Here is an 18,548-nt window from a genome sequence, read left to right on the forward strand (position 1 = left end):
TGTGTAAAGGAGGAGGAAGAATATGACCATTTTAGAAAACTGGCAAAAATGGACATCGTTTTTAGGACAAAACGTTATGCAAGCTGAATCAAGCGGTATGCCGAAGAAAATGATTCAAACGGCTGCTGTCCAAATTGGGGAATATTTGGCGACTAATGTCGATCCTAAAAACGAACAAGAGCGAGTGCTGTCGGATTTATGGGGCGTTGCCTCTGAAGATGAAAAACATGCATTAGCGAATTGTGTCATTAAGCTTGTACAAAATAAGCATGTGCAGTAAATAAAAGAGGAGAGCCAATCTCCTCTTTTTGCTATACTATAAACTTTTTATCTGTGAAAACGGGAACGTATGTAAGCCTATTTAACAGTCATCAAAAAAAATTAGTAAATAACACTGTAATTCCATGTATTCTAACTTTCCATTACATAAAAAATCAGCTATGATGGAACTTATAAAGGATTTTTTACGTTAACTAATAGGAAGGGAACGAGTGTGTTGAGCGATTGGTACTTTGAATATGAAATTCAGGTGAATCGCCCTGGATTATTAGGAGATATTGCTTCACTTTTAGGGATGCTTCGTGTCAATATTATATCAATAAATGGTGTAGATGAGGATCGACGTGGTATGTTAGTGCATACAGACAATGATGAGGCAATTGAGCGTTTTCGTACAATTGTTTCGACAATGGAACATATTAACGTAACCAAATTTCGACAACCAAAACTTCGCGACCGTTTAGCCATTAGGCATGGTCGTTATATTCCTCGAGATGCAGATGAAAAAAACACATTCCATTTCGTAAGAGATGAATTAGGTATTTTAGTCGACTTTATGGCAGAACTCTTTAAAAAAGAGGGACATAAGCTGATTGGTATTCGTGGCATGCCACGTGTTGGAAAAACTGAATCCATAGTAGCCGCCAGTGTTTGTGCCAATAAAAAATGGATCTTTTTATCATCTACAATGATTAAGCAAACAGTTCGTAATAAGCTTGTGGGAGATGAATTTAGTCGTAACAATATTTTTATTTTAGATGGTATTGTGACTCGACGTTCATCTGATGAGAAACATTTGCAATTAGTGCGTGAAATGATGAATATGCCTTGTATCAAAGTTGTAGAGCATCCAGATATGTTTGTTCAGCATTCAGAATATAAAATAGAGGATTTTGATTATATTATTGAACTACGTCATCACACTGATGAAGAAATTACTTATGAAATAATGGAAAAAAATCATATGTCCGAATCCGATTCTTTTGGAGGATTTAATTTTTAATTTGATGTTAAAGTAGGTGTTATTAGTGGCAGAATTAGGGACTCGACTGAAAGAGGCGAGACTGTCTAAAGGCTACAGCTTAGACGATTTACAAGAAATAACGAAAATCCAAAAACGTTATTTAGTAGGAATTGAAGAGGGCAATTATTCCATTATGCCTGGTTCGTTTTATGTACGAGCTTTTATCAAACAATATGCAGAAGCTGTTGGGTTGGATGCGGAAGAAATCTTAGAGACATATAAAAATGAACTACCGAGCACTCCAAACGATCAAGTAAGTCAATCGATGACGAATAGCCCCAGCAGAAGAAAAGTAACGAAAGGCCCTTCGAATAAAATGATGGAGGCTATGCCAAAAATCATTGTTGCTTTATTTATTGTAGTCATTATTGTGGCTATATGGGTGCTATGGCAATCAAAAAACAGTCCAGGGACAAGCGAAGAAGTAAATCCAACTCCTGAGATTGAATATGACACAAATGTCAAGCCAATTGATAGTGAGAAGGATAAAAAAGAACAAGAAAATAAAGATGCACAGAAAAATGATAAAGAAGATACAAAAGCTACAGAAGAAACACCAACTGATGAAGATGACACTGATCAAACTGAAGAGATGAAGCAAACAATTTCCGCGGGTACTGTTGAAGCAGATGGAGCGACAACTTCTTATACGTTAACAGGGACAGATACAATGAAACTGAAAATTGAAATATCAGGCCCTACATTTGTTGGTATTCGCAATCAACAGCAACAAGAAATCTTAACAGATACGCGTGTCTATAATGCCGGGGAAGTAGTTGAATTTGACGCCTCAACACAAAACTATGTTCGTATTCGTCTCGGTAATTCAACGCAAGCTAAAATCTATATTAATGACGAACTTCTAACGTATGCACAACAAATTGTAACGCAAAATATCGTCATCAATTTCAATAAAGAACAGTAGTCATCACATGATGACTACTTTCTTTCATCATGAAAGGTGTTAGAAAAATGAACATTCCAAATAAAATTACCATCTCTCGAATCTTACTTATTCCATTCTTTGTCATTGTTATGATGTTTGATTTTGGCTGGGGAACATTATCACTTTTTGGTGCAGAGATGCCAATTCATCATTTTATAGGCGCACTTATTTTTATCTTTGCTTCAACAACCGATTGGGTGGATGGTTATTACGCACGTAAGTATAATCTTGTAACGACATTTGGGAAATTTTTAGATCCCTTAGCTGACAAGTTACTTGTCTCAGCAGCCTTTATTTTAATGGTCGAGCTTAAGATGGCACCTGCTTGGGTAATTATCATTATTATCAGTCGTGAATTTGCTGTAACGGGTTTACGTTTGATTTTGGCAGGTGGAGGAGAAGTCGTAGCTGCCAATCAGCTTGGTAAAATTAAAACTTGGGCACAAATTGTAGCGATTGCTGCTGCTCTTTTACACAATACAATCTTTACATTGGTTGGTATTCCATTTGATACAATCATGCTCTATGTTGCATTGTTCTTTACACTTTGGTCAGGATGGGATTATTTCTATCTAAATCGACGTGTATTACTTGAGTCTAAATAAGAAAGGTCTTGGGATCATGAATGCTGAAATTCTTGCGGTTGGCTCAGAACTATTATTAGGTCAAATTACGAATACAAATGCGAGATTTATCTCAAGCCAGCTATCCGAGCTTGGCATCAACGTTTTTTATCATACCGTAGTAGGCGATAATGCAAAGCGTTTAGAACAAGCTATCGAAGTGGCAGAGTCTCGTGCAGATCTCATTATTTTTTCGGGAGGACTTGGTCCAACAAAAGATGATTTAACGAAGGAAACGATTGCACGTCATCTTGGTGTTTCTCTTGAGTTTGATGAAGTAGCATTGACGTATATTGAGCAATTTTTTGCTAAACGAGGACGTCCAATGACGGAAAATAATCGTAAACAGGCATTAATTTTAGCTGGGAGTGAAGTATTAGCTAATCACCATGGAATGGCTCCAGGTATGATCTTCACAAAAAATGATCGCACTTATATTTTATTACCAGGACCTCCAAAAGAGTTAGAACCAATGTTTCAATTTGAGGCTAAACCTAAACTTGCTGCGATGCTTAATGATGGAGGGATTATTGCATCACATGTTATGCGATTTTATGGAATTGGTGAGGCCGAGCTTGAAGTACAAGTTCAAAATATTTTAGATGCACAAACCAATCCAACAGTTGCTCCACTTGCTTCTGATGGTGAGGTAACGTTACGCGTAACAGCTAAAGCCGCAACAGAGCAACAAGCTGGCCAGCTTATTAAGGCAAAGGTTGCAGAAATACAAGCACTTGTTGGTGATTATCAATATGGTGTAGATGATGATTCCCTTGCCTCAAAAACGGTAGAAATGCTACTGGATAATGAGCTAACAATTGCGGCTGCAGAAAGTTTAACTGCTGGTTTATTTCAATCTGAACTTGCGGAAATTCCAGGGGTAGGCAATGCACTTATAGGAGGCGTTGTTACCTATGCAGCAGATGCGAAAGTAAAACAGCTAGGCATTTCACAAGAATTAATTGATACACATGGTGTTGTGAGTGCTGAGTGTGCAGCGGCAATGGCAAGTGCTGTTCGTGAGAAATTTGCTACAAATATTGGGATTGGTCTTACAGGAGAAGCAGGTCCCACTGCACATGATCATCAGCCAGTAGGTACGGTTTGGATTGGTATTGCCATAAATGACGAGGAGCCGCTTACATATTTACTTCATTTATCAGGCATGCGGAATACGAATCGACTCCGTGCGGTGAAATTTACATGCCATTATTTAATGCAACTTTTAGAAGAACGTGGCTACACAAAACGATATTAAAATAGAGTAGAACATAGGAATTTGGGTAGAGGAAAACTATCCAAATTTTTATTTTGAAGAAAAATCGAATAAATGTTCGCTTTTTTCTTGCGTGTTTTCTCAAAAACAAGTATAGTAGAGATAGATAAAAACAGTGAACAGTTTTCGAAGGAGGAAAATGAATGAGTGATCGTAAAGCAGCCTTAGAACAGGCTCTAAAACAAATTGAGAAGAATTTTGGTAAAGGTTCCATCATGAAACTTGGTGAAAAAACCGATTTAGAAATTGCAACATCTTCAAGTGGGTCACTAGCACTTGATGCTGCATTAGGAGTGGGTGGATATCCACGTGGACGTATTATTGAAGTATACGGTCCCGAATCGTCTGGTAAAACAACAGTTGCTCTACATGCCATTGCTGAAGTACAGGCATCAGGTGGACAAGCAGCATTTATCGACGCGGAGCATGCATTAGATCCAATCTATGCACAAAAATTAGGTGTGAATATTGATGAGCTATTATTATCACAGCCCGACACAGGTGAGCAAGCACTTGAAATTGCAGAAGCATTAGTGCGTAGTGGAGCTATTGATATTATCGTTATTGACTCGGTTGCTGCCTTAGTGCCAAAAGCTGAAATTGAAGGGGATATGGGTGACTCTCATGTCGGCTTACAAGCTCGTCTAATGTCTCAAGCTTTACGTAAACTTTCAGGTGCGATTAATAAATCAAAAACGATTGCTATTTTCATTAACCAAATTCGTGAAAAAATTGGTGTCATGTTCGGTAATCCAGAAACAACACCAGGTGGACGTGCGCTTAAATTCTACAGCTCTGTCCGTTTAGAAGTGCGTCGTGCAGAAGCTATTAAGCAAGGTAATGATATTGTTGGTAACCGTACTAAAATTAAAATTGTAAAAAATAAAGTAGCACCACCTTTCCGTACAGCTGAAGTAGATATTATGTATGGAGAAGGGATTTCTAAAGAAGGCGAGACAGTCGATTTAGGCGTGGAATTAGACATTGTGCAAAAAAGCGGTTCTTGGTATGCATATGGCGATGAGCGCTTAGGTCAAGGACGAGAAAATGCTAAACAGTATTTAAAAGAAAATACTGCTGTCCTAGAAGACATAGCAAATAAAATCCGAGCTTCTTATGGTATTGCGGCTTCTTCTTATACAATTGCGGCCCATGATGATGAAGAAGAGATGGATGAAGAATTAATGTTACTTCTGGAAGAAGAATAATTAATGATTGCATTGTTCCCACTTTATTGAGGGGGCAATGCATTTTTTTGTCTATATTCTTAAATTTTTACACATAATAAGAGAGAGGCTATGTGTTTATTTCTTATGTACTGTTTTTTTATTAATTGTATTTAACATGAGAAAGTTTCTAGTGAAATAGTAATAGGGAAAAAATTCACTGAATGGATAGGACTTACTTTTTTTGGCTTAGATGGCGAACAGACGCCTGACTATCCTTGACAGAGCTTGAGGCTAGCTATACAATTAAATATGTATAATTTCTGAATTATGACTTTAAATAGGCAGTACATTTTATCCTCATTTAGCAAATGTTTTATAGTGAAATATCCTTTAAAATGGATGTCTAAACGCCTACTGGATGAAGATAATGCCTTTGGCCAATGAAACGGGTTTTGCATAAATTCTAACAAAACCTGGTACATTTTAGCTAAGGCGACATAGATGTATGCGCCGACTGAAACTGTAATACCCAAATAGCAAGAGGAGGTGTTCATATGGATGGAATTACTATCATCTCCGCTTTGCTTGGACTCATCGTTGGTGCCGCTGTTAGCTATATCTACATGAAAAAAGTGAATGACTCAAAAATCACTGGTGCTAAACATGTCGCTGAAACAATCGTTGAAGAAGGAAAACGAGAAGCGGAGGCAATGAAGAAAGAAGCACTACTTGAAGCCAAAGATGAAACTCACAAATTTCGTACTGAAGCTGAAAATGACATTCGTGAACGTCGTTTAGAACTTCAAAAACAAGAGAACCGTTTATTGCAAAGAGAAGAGAATCTTGATCGCAAAGATGATGCTCTAAATAAGAGAGAAGCTGGCTTAGAGCGCAAAGAACAAGCTCTAGCTGAAAGACAACAGCATATTGAACAGATGGAGAGCAAAGTGGACGAGCTCATGGCATCACAAAAAACAGAGCTAGAACGTATTTCTGCTTTGACTAGGGATGAAGCTAAATCAATTATCCTCAATGAAGTAGAAAAAGAGTTATCAACTGATATTGCTGTGATGACGAAAGAAGCTGAAACACGTGCGAAAGAAGACTCAGATAAAAAAGCACGTGAAATTTTATCATTAGCACTACAACGCTTTGCTGCAGATCACGTAGCAGAAACAACTGTATCTGTTGTGAACTTGCCAAATGATGAAATGAAGGGACGTATTATTGGTCGTGAAGGCCGTAATATCCGTACATTGGAAACGTTAACAGGAATTGATTTAATTATTGATGATACGCCAGAAGCGGTTATATTATCAGGCTTTGATCCAATTCGCCGTGAAACAGCTCGACTTGCACTTGAAAAACTTGTACAGGATGGTCGTATTCACCCAGCTCGTATTGAAGAAATGGTGGAAAAAGCTCGACGTGAAGTGGATGAACAAATCCGCGAAACAGGTGAGCAAACTACATTTGAAATTGGTATTCATAACTTACATCCAGATTTAATGAAAATTTTAGGCCGCATGAAATATCGTACAAGCTATGGACAAAATGTTCTAAAACATTCAATTGAAGTCGCACATTTAGCAGGATTACTTGCTGCTGAACTTGGTGAAGATGTAGCATTGGCTCGTCGTGCAGGCTTATTACATGATATTGGAAAAGCAATCGATCATGAAGTTGAAGGAAGCCACGTTGAAATTGGTGTGGAATTAGCAACAAAGTATAAGGAACACCCAGTTGTCATTAATAGTATTGCTTCGCATCATGGTGATACTGAAGCAACATCTGTTATTGCGGTATTAGTCGCTGCAGCTGATGCATTATCAGCAGCTCGTCCAGGTGCACGTAGTGAAACACTTGAAAACTATATCCGCAGACTTGAAAAGTTAGAGGAAATTTCAGAAAGCTATGATGGCGTAGAAAAGTCTTATGCAATTCAAGCTGGACGTGAAATTCGTATTATTGTACAACCTGAAAAAATTGATGATTTAGCATCTCATCGTCTTGCGCGTGATATTCGCAAACGTATTGAGGAAGAACTCGATTACCCAGGTCATATTAAAGTAACAGTTATTCGCGAAACACGTGCTGTGGAATATGCGAAATAAATAATAAAATAATAGGCATCCCTTGACCAAGATCAGGGGATGCCTTTTTGTATGTGAAGAAAATTTGATGTGATCTACCGAGTAAGAATAAATGGATGATTCCAACAATATAGTATGGAATAAAGCATAGTGAACTAGCTTCAACATGAATACCCTTATAAAAATTAATCAGCCTAGTCATACTCCATTTTTACAACTGGTTTATGTTTTGACAAGGAGTGAAGAGCTTTGAAAGAAACAATCACATTACAAGATATATTGAAAATAGTCCGAGAAAACTTTCTTTTTATCATAAGTTTTACACTTTTTGCAGCGTTGGTTACGGCCTTTATTAGCATCTTTGTGTTAAAACCTACCTATGAGGCAGAAACGCAAATTTTAGTTAATCAAAAAAATATAGAGCAACCACATTTAGGTGTACAACAGGTTGAAACAGATCTCCGACTTATTAATACGTATAACATTATCATAACAAGTTCTGCTATTTTATCTAAAGTTATAAATAAGCTAGATTTGGATGTCACACCTGAAGTTTTAATGGATCAAATTACTGTATCCAGTGCCAATAACTCACAAGTTGTTAATATTAATGTTGTAGACAAGCAAGCAGAGTTGGCTGTCGATATTGCCAATACAATAGCAGATGTGTTTCAAGAGGAGATCCAAGTTTTAATGACGGTTGATAATGTTAATATTTTGTCAGTTGCACAATTAGATAAGGAACCTGTACCGATTGCGCCAAATAAAACCCTTTATATAGTAGCAGCCTCGTTTATTGGTTTTGTTATAAGTGCTGCTCTCATAATCATAATAGAGAGCTTAGATACTACAATCAAGACGGAGCAAGATATCGAAGAGCTAGTAGGGCTACCAATTATTGGCTTGATTAGTCAAATTAGTGATGCTCACCATAAAAGCACTAGGGTAAAATCTCGTAAAACGAGGAGAGGATCATAATGTTTTGGAAAAAAAAGAAAAAGAAGAAGTTAGTGAAAATGGCAAGAAAACTTGTGACGATTGCCAATGGCCATTCTTTTATTTCAGAACAATTTCGAACAATCCGAACAAATATTACTTTTTCAATGCCTGATAGAGAGATTAAAACAATATTAGTGACATCTGCAACACCAGGTGAAGGAAAGTCAACCAATGCAGCCAATATAGGAGTTGTTTTCGCACAAGAAGGAAAACGAGTCGTCATCGTAGATGCAGATTTGCGAAAACCAACAATGCATTATACGTTTCTATTGCAAAATGCTAGAGGACTATCAAATTTACTAACAAGGCATTTTACAATTTCCGAAGTCGTCAATAATACAGATATTGCTAATCTATATGTCTTGACAAGTGGGCCTATCCCCCCCAATCCAGCAGAGTTACTAGCTTCTACCTTAATGGGGAGTGTAATGGAGGAACTAAAGAAAGGGTTTGACATCATTATTTTTGATGCGCCACCACTGCTATCTGTAACAGATGCTCAAATTTTGTCCAATAAATGTGATGGTACATTATTAATTGTGAACAGTGGAGTTGCAGAAAATGAAAATGTGTTAAAAGCAAAGTCATACCTTGAAGCCTCAAAAGCAAATATTTTAGGCGTAGTATTAAATAACTATAAAATGCCACTCCATCAATATTATGAGCAATATTATCGTTAATTCAAGTATCTAGACAGGGAAGTGAAGTACAGTGATTGATATGCACAGTCATATATTATTTGATGTCGATGATGGTCCGAAAACGATTGAAGAGACACTTTGTTTATTTGAGCAGGCCGTTTTGGAGGGGATTTCAACGATTGTTTCCACTTCGCATGCTTTACATCCATTGTATAATGTCCCCTTTGATGTCGTGAATGAGCAAATTGTACAGTTGCAAATGACAATTGATCAACGTAACATGCCGTTAAAACTTTACACGGGACAAGAGGTACGCTTGGCAGGTAACATTCTAGAATTGTATGAAAAAAAACAAATACATACATTAGCAAATTCCAATTATTTGCTGTTGGAACTTCCCTCTAATCATATTCCCAAATTTACAAAGGATATCATTTACTCGTTATTAACAGCAGGCATAACACCAATTATTGCACACCCAGAGCGAAATAGAGTCATTTTAGAAAATCCAAGTCATTTGGAACAAATTATACGCGAGGGGGCACTTGCACAAATTACATCAGGAAGTTTAGCAGGATTGTTTGGAAAAACCATCCAAAAACTTTCGCTAAATTTAGTGCGCTCGAATCTTATCCATACATATGGTTCGGATGTGCATAACTTAAGTACACGTCCTTTCTTATTTGAAAAGGGACTTAGATTTTTAGAAAAACAAAAAGATTTGGATATGGTAGATTTTTTGCTTGAAAATAACGAACGAATCATTAATAATCAGCCATTAATTGTATATGAACCAGATGATACTTTCACAAAAAAATGGTGGAAGTTTTTTTAAAATGGGAAAGCATCTTTAAGTTGTAAGGATATAAAAGGTAGCAAAAAGTAGCTGAAGTGCTAGAGACATTCAGTGTTTAAGGGGGGCATATGGGATGCGAGTTGTTTTTATGAGGAGTAACCCTGTTTCTCCAGATCCAAGGGTTGAAAAGGAGGCACATTGTCTTGCAAAAAATAATTGGAATGTTCACATTTTAGCATGGGATAGAGATAAGAAATATAAAATAAAGGACCAACTGTTAGAAGGTGAACATGCAATTCGTATTACAAGGTTTGGTATTCCGGCAACATTTGGAGGAGGTTTGAAAAAGAACTTAGTTCCATTTATAAAATTTCAACTTAAACTTTTTCGATGGTTACTTCGCCATAAAAATACGTATGATATGATTCACGCTTGTGATTTTGATACAGCGCTAATAGGTACAATATGTGGGAAATTACTTCGGAAAAAAGTAATCTACGACGTATTTGATTCGTATACATCACCATTTTATGGACCAGAGAGTATTGGAAAGGTCATTACTAGTATAGATATACGTCTTATGAATAGTGTAGATGCAGTCATTATATGTACAGAAAAGCGCAAAGAACAGATTGCTAAAGCTTCACCTAAAAAAATAGAGGTCATATACAATACTCCACGTTATATAGATTCATATAATTGCTTAGATTTGAATCCGAAAAAAGTAAAAATAGTTTATGTAGGTATACTTACTGAAAATCGATTGATTAGTGAATTGGTTGAAGTAGTAAAGAATACGCCAAGTTATGAGCTGCATATTGGTGGATTTGGTAAGTTAGCTGATACATTGCTGCAAACTTCAAAAATGCATGACAATATACACTTTTATGGTAAGTTACCCTATGAAAAAACAATAGAGTTAGAAAATAGTTGTGACATTATGACGGCTATTTATGACCCTACTATTTCTAACCATTATTATGCTGCACCCAATAAATTCTATGAAGCATTAATGCTTGGTAAGCCTTTGATTATGGTGAAAAATACGGGAATGTCAGAAGTAGTTGCAACAAATAATTTTGGAGAACTTATTGATTACAATAGAGAGAGCTTACAAAACGGAATTGAGAATTTGGTAAAGCGTAGGAAAGAATGGCCAGAAATTTCTCGTGAAATGAAGGCACTGTACGAAGAAGGTTATAGCTGGGCGAAAATGGAGAAAAGGATAACAAATTTATACAGTAATTTATAAAAGCTATGCGGAGCGTGAGCAGCAAAGGGAATGGCTCGTAGGGCTATCGATCCGTTTTTTATCCACAAACGTAAGAGCAATATGAAAATTTACAGTAGTATTTTTAGGGGGACTAATATGAAAATATTATTTGTTGCACAAAATTTTCACATGGGTGGTATCCAAAAGGCGCTAATTAATATGTTAAAAGAAATATACCTCTACGAGAAATATGAGATAGATGTTTTCACATTTAGTGGAGGGGAATTAATGAACGATATTCCCTCCAATGTGAAGGTAACTACAGGGAACTTACTGTTACAACTAATTGCTACACCTTTTGCTGAAGTGAAAAAAAGAAATAACGTATGGCATATTATTTTACGTATTGTGTGTATGATAGTTGTTCGATTAATAGGTTCCCACAATTTCTATTCGATGCTTTTAAAAAAACATCGCACTAATTGTCATTATGATATTGCCATTTCTTATTTTAATGATGTACCCAATCAATATTTCAATAAAGGGACCAATTTATTTGTAGATCAATTTGTGATAGCAGATCGTAAGTTCGCATGGATTCATACAGATCCCATTAAAGCGAATTTTAATTATGAAGCTTGTGTCAAAACCTATAAAAATTTTGATCGATTGTTATGTGTTTCAGAAGCATGTAAGGAAAATTTAATAAATTTCCTTCCAGAATATCAACATAAAATTCAAGTGGTTTATAATTTTTTCCCAATCGAAGAGATTAAAGAACTGGCATGTCAATATACACCGTTTCTTAAATGCGAGTTGGATTTAATATCTGTTGGGCGAATTGAAAATAGTACAAAAAGGTTCGACCTGATTCCACATCTGTGTAAGTTGTTAAAGGAAGCTTCTATAAATAATTTTCGCTGGCGCATTTTAGGTGATGGACCAGATCTACTTTCGAATCAGCAATTAGCTTTGCAACTAGGTGTAGAGGATGTAGTTGAATTTGTAGGGGAAATGAAAAATCCCTATCCATTTATAAAATGTAGTGATGTATTCATTTTAACATCAGCCTACGAAGGCTATCCAATGGTCATAGGGGAGGCATTAATTGTACAAACGCCTGTTATTACAACAGACTTTGCCGCAGCAGGTGAACAAATTTTTCATGGTCATAACGGATTGATAACAGGCTTTAACATGAAAGACCTCTTTCACGTCATTTCTAGTGTTATGAAAAATACAGAATTACTACACAATATGAAAAATTACATAGAAGAAAATCACTACACAAACGAAAAAGCTCAAGAGCAACTAGTATTGGAGTTTGATGCTACATGATAGTGGAATCTAAGAAATTTAGTGTGCTCATTTGTATAATTTCAAGTATCTTTGTCGTATTCAAAATATATACAGGTCATAATCTATTTCTCTGGCTCTTCTTCCTTTTAACCAGTATAGCGATGCTGCTAGATAAGCAGCAGCATCGAATTGACTATTTATTGTTTTTTATTTCGTGGGTTTATGTCATTAAATTCGATATATCAGGATATTCATTACTTGTTGTACTTAGTTCTTTCTATATTTTGTTAAGTATTCTGACGCTCTTTTTACAAAAGCAAGGTATTTCAAAACGACTGTTATTGACCTATTTTTTATTTGCATTTTATACGGTGGCCGTAACGTTAGTTAGTGGTGGTAATCTTATTGCAGTTTTAGGCTTTGTGTTGAATTATAGTGTGCTCTTTTGTGCAATATTGACCCTCAATGATAAGGCATATTTCAGAAGGTATACGTATATCTATACATCGGGTTTACTAGCTGCTTCAATCGTGCGTCTGATCAGTTATTCCGTTCCAGAAATCGATCATTTTATAGAATCAATGACCATTGTGAATACAGTGAAGACAATGAACTCGATTAGTACAAGATTTACGGGTTTAGATTTAGATCCAAATTACTTTAGTTTGCAAATATTAATAGCTATGGCTTGTTTATTAGTGCTTTTTAATCTGGATGGAAAAAAGGAAAAAAAGTCAATTGTATTACTCGTGATATTAGCTTTTTTTGGCATACTGACATATTCCAAAATGTTTATTATTACATTAGTCGTTTTTATTATGATGACATTTATTGTCTTCATTAAAAATAATGTGAAGACAGCTATTAAATTTTCGTCTTTTATCGTGATTATTTGTGGGGTTGCTCTCTATTTTTTTTACGAGAAGTTATTTGAAATTTATTGGATTCGGTTTTTTGGGTCAGGAATATCGACAGATGCCATTACCACTGGTCGAGTGAGTAGTTGGGGCCTATTTATAAATGAAATCTTTCAAAACACGAAAGTATTTGTTTTGGGAGCAGGATTTGGCACAAGCTTTGCGAAGGTGAAAATGGCACATACAATGTACTTATCAACCCCTTATTATATAGGTTTAATTGGAGTGGCCTTGTCAGTATTATACATTTCTAGCCTCTATAAAGTACTTAGAGGGAATGTTGGAAGTATGAATACACCAGGCTTTCAAATCCTCTCAATTAACGCTATTCCTCTCTATATCGTATTAGTAGCGAATATAGGACTTGATTCATTTGTCATGGATTATTTTCCATATCATATTTTATTAATTATGTTTGCAATGACTATGAGTAAAAGTAAGGGAACTACTATGAATGAGAGGTGAGGTGAGTGCCATTTTTAAGCATTATTGTCCCCGTCTATAATACAGAACCTTACTTAAAAATGTGTCTTGATAGTATTTTGAGACAGGATTTCGTAGATTTTGAGTTGATATTAGTAAATGATGGCTCGACTGATAACTGCTCGGTAATCTGCGATGAATATGCCGAATCTGATACAAGAATTACCGTCATTCATAAAGCAAATAGTGGTGCTGTCAGTGCCCGTAAAGCAGGGCTAAGGGTCGCCAAAGGACAGTATGTTGGTTATGTAGATAGTGATGATTGGATAGAAGTTGATATGTATAAATCATTATGTAATACTGCACGTATTTTTGATGTAGATATTGTTATTTGTGACATTATAGAAAATTATCCACTCCAAGAAGTGAAGAGATCACAGCTTGTCGCGCCTGGTTTGTACAGGAAGGATAGGATGGAAAAAGAAGTATATCCGATTATGCTATATTCGGGCGAGTATTACCGTTTTGGATTATATCCATCTTTATCTAATAAAATATTTAAAAGAGACCTATTAGAGAAAAATCTATTTGATGTGGATGATCAAATTTGCATGGGGGACGATGCTGCTTGTACATATCCTAGCTTACTTGATGCAGAAAGTATTTATATATTAGAAAATCAGTATCTCTACCATTACCGTCAGCATTCTTCTTCCATGACAACTAGTTATGATCAGTTGTTTTTTAAAAAAATACTTGTGTTATATGAACATTTGAAAGTTTTAAAGTACAGGAAAGCAGACCAGGTTCCTAATTTTGCTGAACAACTTCAGTATTATTTTACTTATTTAGTGATGGCAGCGGTGAATAATGAATTGAATAGATTCAACCATAAGCGTTTACATGAAAAGCGTACCTTTATTAAGAAAATGTTGATTCATGAAGCGTTTCATGGATCGTTGCATGCGATTCGAGTGACAAATATGCCGCTCAAATTAAAGGTCTATACTTGGCTATTAAAGAAAAAACAAATTCTTTTACTTTTTATGTTGAATAGGCTTAATCGGCAGATCAGTGATTGCAAAGGTTTAATTCCTACTTTTACTAAAAGAAAAGGTGCTTATCAGCATGAGAACTAAGAGAGTAGTTTTAAATTTAATGTCTAATGTATTGCTACAAGTTGTTGCAGCGGTTATTAATTTCATTTTACCTCGACTATTTATGACAACATACGGCTCTGCTACAAACGGGCTTGTTTCGTCGATTAAGCAATTTTTAAGTTACTTAAAAATAGTAGAAGCTGGGGTTGGTAATGCATCTATAGTGGCACTTTATAAGCCACTAGCCAAGGGTGATAAAGACCAAATAAATGGAATTCTTTCAGCGACTAATCGTTTTTATAGACGCTCGGGTTATGTCTTTGTTGGATTAGTCGCCATTTTGTCCATTTGTTATCCGTTATTAGTAGGAGATGAAGTGAATACGCGTACGGCTCTTTACATGGTACTTATTTTGGGAATTAGTGGCGTGTGGGAGTATTTTTTTATAGGGAAATATTTGGTTCTACTGTCGGCAGATCAAAAAAGCTATGTTATTTTTCGCATTCAAACAATGTTGCTTTTTGCGAGTGCATTATTGTCAGTTACTTTAATAGCATTTGGTTTTTCCATCGTCATTGTTGTTGCTAGTTCAAGTGCCTTATTATTACTGGATGTTCTTTTTTTAAGGTTGTATGTTAAAAAGAAATATCCATATTTCGATTGTAAAAAACAAGCTAATACGTTAGCAATTAAAGATAAATGGGATGCTTTAATTCATCAAATTGCCTCGTTAGTGGTATTTAACACACCGTTTATTTTAATAACGATTTTTCTGGGCTTAACAGAAGTCAGTGTATTTACAGTTTATAGTATGGTGTTTAATGCAGTCACATTGTTTATATCTACTTTTTCAGGGGCGATATTAGCAGCTTTTGGCGACATTCTTGTCAAAGAGGATAAGGACGTTCTTCGAAAATATTTTCATCATTTTGAATATGTTTTTTATGGCATCATTGCTTTTAGTTACACATGTACAGCTATTTTAATATTGCCATTTATAACGATTTATACAGCAGGTATTGAAGATGCCAATTACATAAGGCCCTGGTTGGCAATATTGTTTGTCATTGTAGGAGTAGCGAACACAATTCGGATTCCTGCAAATACGTTAGTGAACGCTGCAGGACATTTTAGAGAGACGAAAAAGCGTGCCATTATGGAAGCATTAATTAACCTAGTAGTTTCTCTTGTTTTTGTACAGTATTTTGGCGCAGAAGGAATATTACTGGGAGGAATTTGTTCATACGGGTATCGTACTTATGATTTAATCATTTATTCTTCAAAAAAGATTTTACACAATTCACCTAAAGATACTGCCAAAAAAATTGTGCAAAATAGTATCTTTGCACTTACTGCAGCGACACCATTTATATTTTTTATCGAGCTCCATATTACATCTGCAGGTTCATGGCTTTTAGCCGCTATATGTATTTCCTTGTGGACGATGTTTATTTTATTAGTAGGTAATTTTATTATTGAGCCTCAAACAATGCGAGATATTTTGGTGCAATTAAAGCGAACAATTACCGATAGTAAATAATTTTATCCCTGCATTTAGTAAGGTAAGAGCATAATTGAAAGGCAAATTGATTCCTTTGAAATGGCAGGTGAGGGTGATGAAGCGAGAAATCAAAGAAATATATTTACTACGATTCGTTGCTTGCTTAGGGATTGTGTTAATGCATAGTGTTACGTTGGCATTGAACATGAATGACATAGAAGAAGGTCCACTATTTGTAATCCTGACATCTATTCAGCTGATCTTTATGTTCGGGACCCCTCTTTTTATATTTATCTCAGAGTTTGTCATTGCCTATTCCTATTCAGATCGTTTGCCGAAAAAGTTTTATGTAAAACGTTATAAATATATGTTAACTCCATTTCTTTTTATTGGACTACTTGATGCCGTTCTTAAATCAATCGAATCGCCTTCTATTGAATTTGCCAAAAAACTACTATTAAATTATTTGGAAGGTGATTTCCATGGTTATTTTATCGTGATCATTTTTCAATTTTATATCATACATCCATTTTTTGTGAAATTTATTGTATCGAGATACCCTGCCTATAAAGTAATAATGACTGCGTTTTTCATTAATTTTAGTTACTTAGCCTTTTTTAATTTTTTAGATCCATTTAAGTATTTTCCTGATTTAGCGTATACTAGTTTACAATGGGATTTTTTTAATAAGATGCCATTTCCTGCGTGGATTGCTTATTTTGTAGTAGCTTATTACTGTGGAAAAAATTATAATAAATTTCTATCGTGGTTACAGCGTTTTCGTTATTTGTTACTAGCAGTATTACTAATCACAGTAAGCATTTTGCTAACCTCTCAATTATCAGGTATTATTGCGGAAGTTCATTCAAAGAGAATAGACGTTATCCTTTATACATTCAGTGTAGCTTTTCTGTTATTTTTCATCGCGAGTAACAGAAGAAAAATGCCGAAATTTATCATTTTTATTAGTCGTTATTCCTTCGGTATATATTTATTACATCCCCTAGTTAATAGCCTATTTAAAATTTTTTTAACGAAGTTTATCGAAACATTAAGTGTATTTTCTGTCATTGCCATTTCATTTATTGTCAGTCTCAGTTGCTCCATTTGTATAACATATATAATGAGTAAATGGAAATTCGGCGCGTTTTTTATAGGGCAACTCAATACCAATGGGGACTCCTCTAATAAAAAAGATGCACAATTTCCCATCCAGCAATCCTAGATAAACCGGTGCTAATCAATAAGATAATAGTATTTAAACGTGTAAATTGAGTAAGGCTTGCGTTTTTACTTTGCGATTGCCAAAGCAAAGATGGTAAACTAAAAGATGTTATTTAGAGAAAGTGTGGTCTTGCATAATGAAAGTTCTATTTATTGGTGATATTGTTGGTTCAATTGGTCGAGATGCGGTGGAAAAATATTTACCTCGCTTAAAAAAGAAGTATAATCCAGATGTTGTGATTGCAAATGGGGAAAATGCTGCGGCAGGACGAGGGATTACTCGTAATATTTATAATAGCTTGCTACAAATGGGTGTAGATGTTATTACAATGGGCAATCATACATGGGATAATAAAGATATTTTTGATTTTATTGATGACGCGGATTACTTAATCCGTCCGGCAAACTTTTCAAGTGAAGCACCTGGTAAAGGTATGGTCCAGATTTCTAAAAAGGGTGTGACATTATCTGTCATTAATTTACATGGTCGCGTATTTTTACCACCACATGAGGATCCATTTGCAATGGCAGATCAATTGATTGCAGAGGCTCGACAAATATCTCCACTTGTCTTCGTGGATTTTCATGCTGAAGCGACTAGTGAAAAAATCGCCCTTGGTTGGCATTTAGATGGAAAGGCTTCAGCGGTTGTTGGGACACATACACATGTGCAAACAGCAGATGCAAGAATTTACCCGCAAGGTACAGCTTATATCACGGATGTTGGTATGACAGGGCCGTATGATGAAATTTTAGGTATGACGAAGGAAAGTGTCATCTATAAATTCCAAACAAACATGCCATCTCGTTTTGAAGTTCCGAAAAAAGGGCGAGAGGTTTTAAGTGGTTTCTTTGTAGAGATGGACGATCGAACAGGAAAGGCTATTGCCTGTGAACGCATTTATATAAATGAAGACTATCCATTTCAAGGGTAGATAAGTCGAAGAATGTTTTTTTACGTTTCTTTTACGGGGATATAGGTTTCTTTGTCAAACTAGTCTATTTCCGTTTTGCGGAGCATAAAA

Annotated in this window: 17 protein-coding genes; all 17 read left to right on the forward strand. The window is 35.6% G+C overall.

What is annotated here, in order from left to right; all coding sequences use genetic code 11:
- Positions 1–22 precede the first annotated feature (22 nt).
- The 17 genes from NP781_RS02730 to NP781_RS02810 all read left to right on the forward strand — a co-directional run bounded on the left by NP781_RS02730 (position 23) and on the right by NP781_RS02810 (position 18,458).
- Entirely contained in the window at positions 23–280 is a 258-nt protein-coding gene (locus tag NP781_RS02730; protein ID WP_004224939.1) for a DUF3243 domain-containing protein, read from the forward strand.
- 216 nt (positions 281–496) lie between these two features.
- Positions 497–1,282, forward strand: a complete 786-nt coding sequence (locus NP781_RS02735; protein WP_026023397.1) for a DUF3388 domain-containing protein — start codon at positions 497–499, stop codon at positions 1,280–1,282.
- A 16-nt stretch (positions 1,283–1,298) separates the two neighbouring features.
- Positions 1,299–2,228, forward strand: a complete 930-nt coding sequence (locus tag NP781_RS02740) for a helix-turn-helix domain-containing protein (RefSeq protein ID WP_175400707.1) — start codon at positions 1,299–1,301, stop codon at positions 2,226–2,228.
- A 47-nt stretch (positions 2,229–2,275) separates the two neighbouring features.
- The gene (pgsA, locus tag NP781_RS02745; RefSeq protein WP_004224936.1) at positions 2,276–2,854 is read left to right on the forward strand and encodes a CDP-diacylglycerol--glycerol-3-phosphate 3-phosphatidyltransferase; all 579 of its coding nucleotides are present in this window, start codon (positions 2,276–2,278) and stop codon (positions 2,852–2,854) included.
- A 16-nt stretch (positions 2,855–2,870) separates the two neighbouring features.
- Positions 2,871–4,130, forward strand: coding sequence for a competence/damage-inducible protein A (locus tag NP781_RS02750; RefSeq protein ID WP_054550950.1), 1,260 nt, complete (start codon positions 2,871–2,873; stop codon positions 4,128–4,130).
- Between the two features lie 161 nt (positions 4,131–4,291).
- Positions 4,292–5,356: a recombinase RecA gene (recA, locus tag NP781_RS02755; protein ID WP_004224934.1), complete on the forward strand. Its 1,065-nt coding sequence runs from the start codon at positions 4,292–4,294 to the stop codon at positions 5,354–5,356.
- Positions 5,357–5,871: 515 nt separating this feature from the next.
- Positions 5,872–7,431, forward strand: coding sequence for a ribonuclease Y (rny, locus tag NP781_RS02760; RefSeq protein WP_004224930.1), 1,560 nt, complete (start codon positions 5,872–5,874; stop codon positions 7,429–7,431).
- 228 nt (positions 7,432–7,659) lie between these two features.
- Positions 7,660–8,388 (forward strand): YveK family protein, encoded by a 729-nt coding sequence (locus NP781_RS02765; RefSeq protein WP_257521317.1) that lies wholly within the window; start codon positions 7,660–7,662, stop codon positions 8,386–8,388.
- Complete coding sequence (locus tag NP781_RS02770; RefSeq protein WP_237497167.1) at positions 8,388–9,089, forward strand: CpsD/CapB family tyrosine-protein kinase; 702 nt, start codon at positions 8,388–8,390, stop codon at positions 9,087–9,089. Before NP781_RS02765 ends, NP781_RS02770 begins: the two co-directional genes overlap by 1 nt.
- A 40-nt stretch (positions 9,090–9,129) precedes the next feature.
- Entirely contained in the window at positions 9,130–9,885 is a 756-nt protein-coding gene (locus tag NP781_RS02775; RefSeq protein ID WP_306832313.1) for a tyrosine-protein phosphatase, read from the forward strand.
- A gap of 94 nt (positions 9,886–9,979) precedes the next feature.
- A complete protein-coding gene (locus tag NP781_RS02780; protein WP_257521319.1) occupies positions 9,980–11,098 on the forward strand; it encodes a glycosyltransferase family 4 protein in 1,119 nt (372 codons plus the stop codon).
- Between the two features lie 117 nt (positions 11,099–11,215).
- Positions 11,216–12,397, forward strand: coding sequence for a glycosyltransferase (locus NP781_RS02785; protein ID WP_257521320.1), 1,182 nt, complete (start codon positions 11,216–11,218; stop codon positions 12,395–12,397).
- Positions 12,394–13,740 carry a hypothetical protein gene (locus tag NP781_RS02790; RefSeq protein ID WP_257521321.1) on the forward strand — a complete coding sequence of 449 codons (1,347 nt, stop codon included), beginning with the start codon at positions 12,394–12,396 and terminating at the stop codon, positions 13,738–13,740. Before NP781_RS02785 ends, NP781_RS02790 begins: the two co-directional genes overlap by 4 nt.
- Before the next feature lie 5 nt (positions 13,741–13,745).
- Positions 13,746–14,837 carry a glycosyltransferase gene (locus NP781_RS02795; RefSeq protein WP_257521322.1) on the forward strand — a complete coding sequence of 364 codons (1,092 nt, stop codon included), beginning with the start codon at positions 13,746–13,748 and terminating at the stop codon, positions 14,835–14,837.
- A complete protein-coding gene (locus NP781_RS02800; protein ID WP_257521323.1) occupies positions 14,827–16,338 on the forward strand; it encodes a lipopolysaccharide biosynthesis protein in 1,512 nt (503 codons plus the stop codon). Before NP781_RS02795 ends, NP781_RS02800 begins: the two co-directional genes overlap by 11 nt.
- Before the next feature lie 76 nt (positions 16,339–16,414).
- Positions 16,415–17,524 (forward strand): acyltransferase family protein, encoded by a 1,110-nt coding sequence (locus tag NP781_RS02805; protein ID WP_257521324.1) that lies wholly within the window; start codon positions 16,415–16,417, stop codon positions 17,522–17,524.
- A gap of 136 nt (positions 17,525–17,660) precedes the next feature.
- On the forward strand, positions 17,661–18,458 hold the full coding sequence (locus NP781_RS02810) for a TIGR00282 family metallophosphoesterase (protein WP_257521325.1): 798 nt from the start codon (positions 17,661–17,663) through the stop codon (positions 18,456–18,458).
- The last annotated feature ends 90 nt before the right edge of the window (positions 18,459–18,548 follow it).

Source organism: Lysinibacillus sp. FN11 (assembly GCF_024628845.1).
GTDB lineage: Bacteria > Bacillota > Bacilli > Bacillales_A > Planococcaceae > Lysinibacillus > Lysinibacillus capsici.

What these genes read in the sequence shown, in the direction of transcription:
- rny (WP_004224930.1), top strand. Translation starts at nt 5,872, where the DNA reads ATGGATGGAATTACTATCATCTCCGCTTTGCTTGGACTCATCGTTGGT.
- pgsA (WP_004224936.1), top strand. Translation starts at nt 2,276, where the DNA reads ATGAACATTCCAAATAAAATTACCATCTCTCGAATCTTACTTATTCCA.
- recA (WP_004224934.1), top strand. Translation starts at nt 4,292, where the DNA reads ATGAGTGATCGTAAAGCAGCCTTAGAACAGGCTCTAAAACAAATTGAG.
- NP781_RS02800 (WP_257521323.1), top strand. Translation starts at nt 14,827, where the DNA reads ATGAGAACTAAGAGAGTAGTTTTAAATTTAATGTCTAATGTATTGCTA.
- NP781_RS02810 (WP_257521325.1), top strand. Translation starts at nt 17,661, where the DNA reads ATGAAAGTTCTATTTATTGGTGATATTGTTGGTTCAATTGGTCGAGAT.
- NP781_RS02770 (WP_237497167.1), top strand. Translation starts at nt 8,388, where the DNA reads ATGTTTTGGAAAAAAAAGAAAAAGAAGAAGTTAGTGAAAATGGCAAGA.
- NP781_RS02775 (WP_306832313.1), top strand. Translation starts at nt 9,130, where the DNA reads ATGCACAGTCATATATTATTTGATGTCGATGATGGTCCGAAAACGATT.
- NP781_RS02750 (WP_054550950.1), top strand. Translation starts at nt 2,871, where the DNA reads ATGAATGCTGAAATTCTTGCGGTTGGCTCAGAACTATTATTAGGTCAA.
- NP781_RS02805 (WP_257521324.1), top strand. Translation starts at nt 16,415, where the DNA reads ATGAAGCGAGAAATCAAAGAAATATATTTACTACGATTCGTTGCTTGC.
- NP781_RS02790 (WP_257521321.1), top strand. Translation starts at nt 12,394, where the DNA reads ATGATAGTGGAATCTAAGAAATTTAGTGTGCTCATTTGTATAATTTCA.
- NP781_RS02730 (WP_004224939.1), top strand. Translation starts at nt 23, where the DNA reads ATGACCATTTTAGAAAACTGGCAAAAATGGACATCGTTTTTAGGACAA.
- NP781_RS02780 (WP_257521319.1), top strand. Translation starts at nt 9,980, where the DNA reads ATGCGAGTTGTTTTTATGAGGAGTAACCCTGTTTCTCCAGATCCAAGG.
- NP781_RS02785 (WP_257521320.1), top strand. Translation starts at nt 11,216, where the DNA reads ATGAAAATATTATTTGTTGCACAAAATTTTCACATGGGTGGTATCCAA.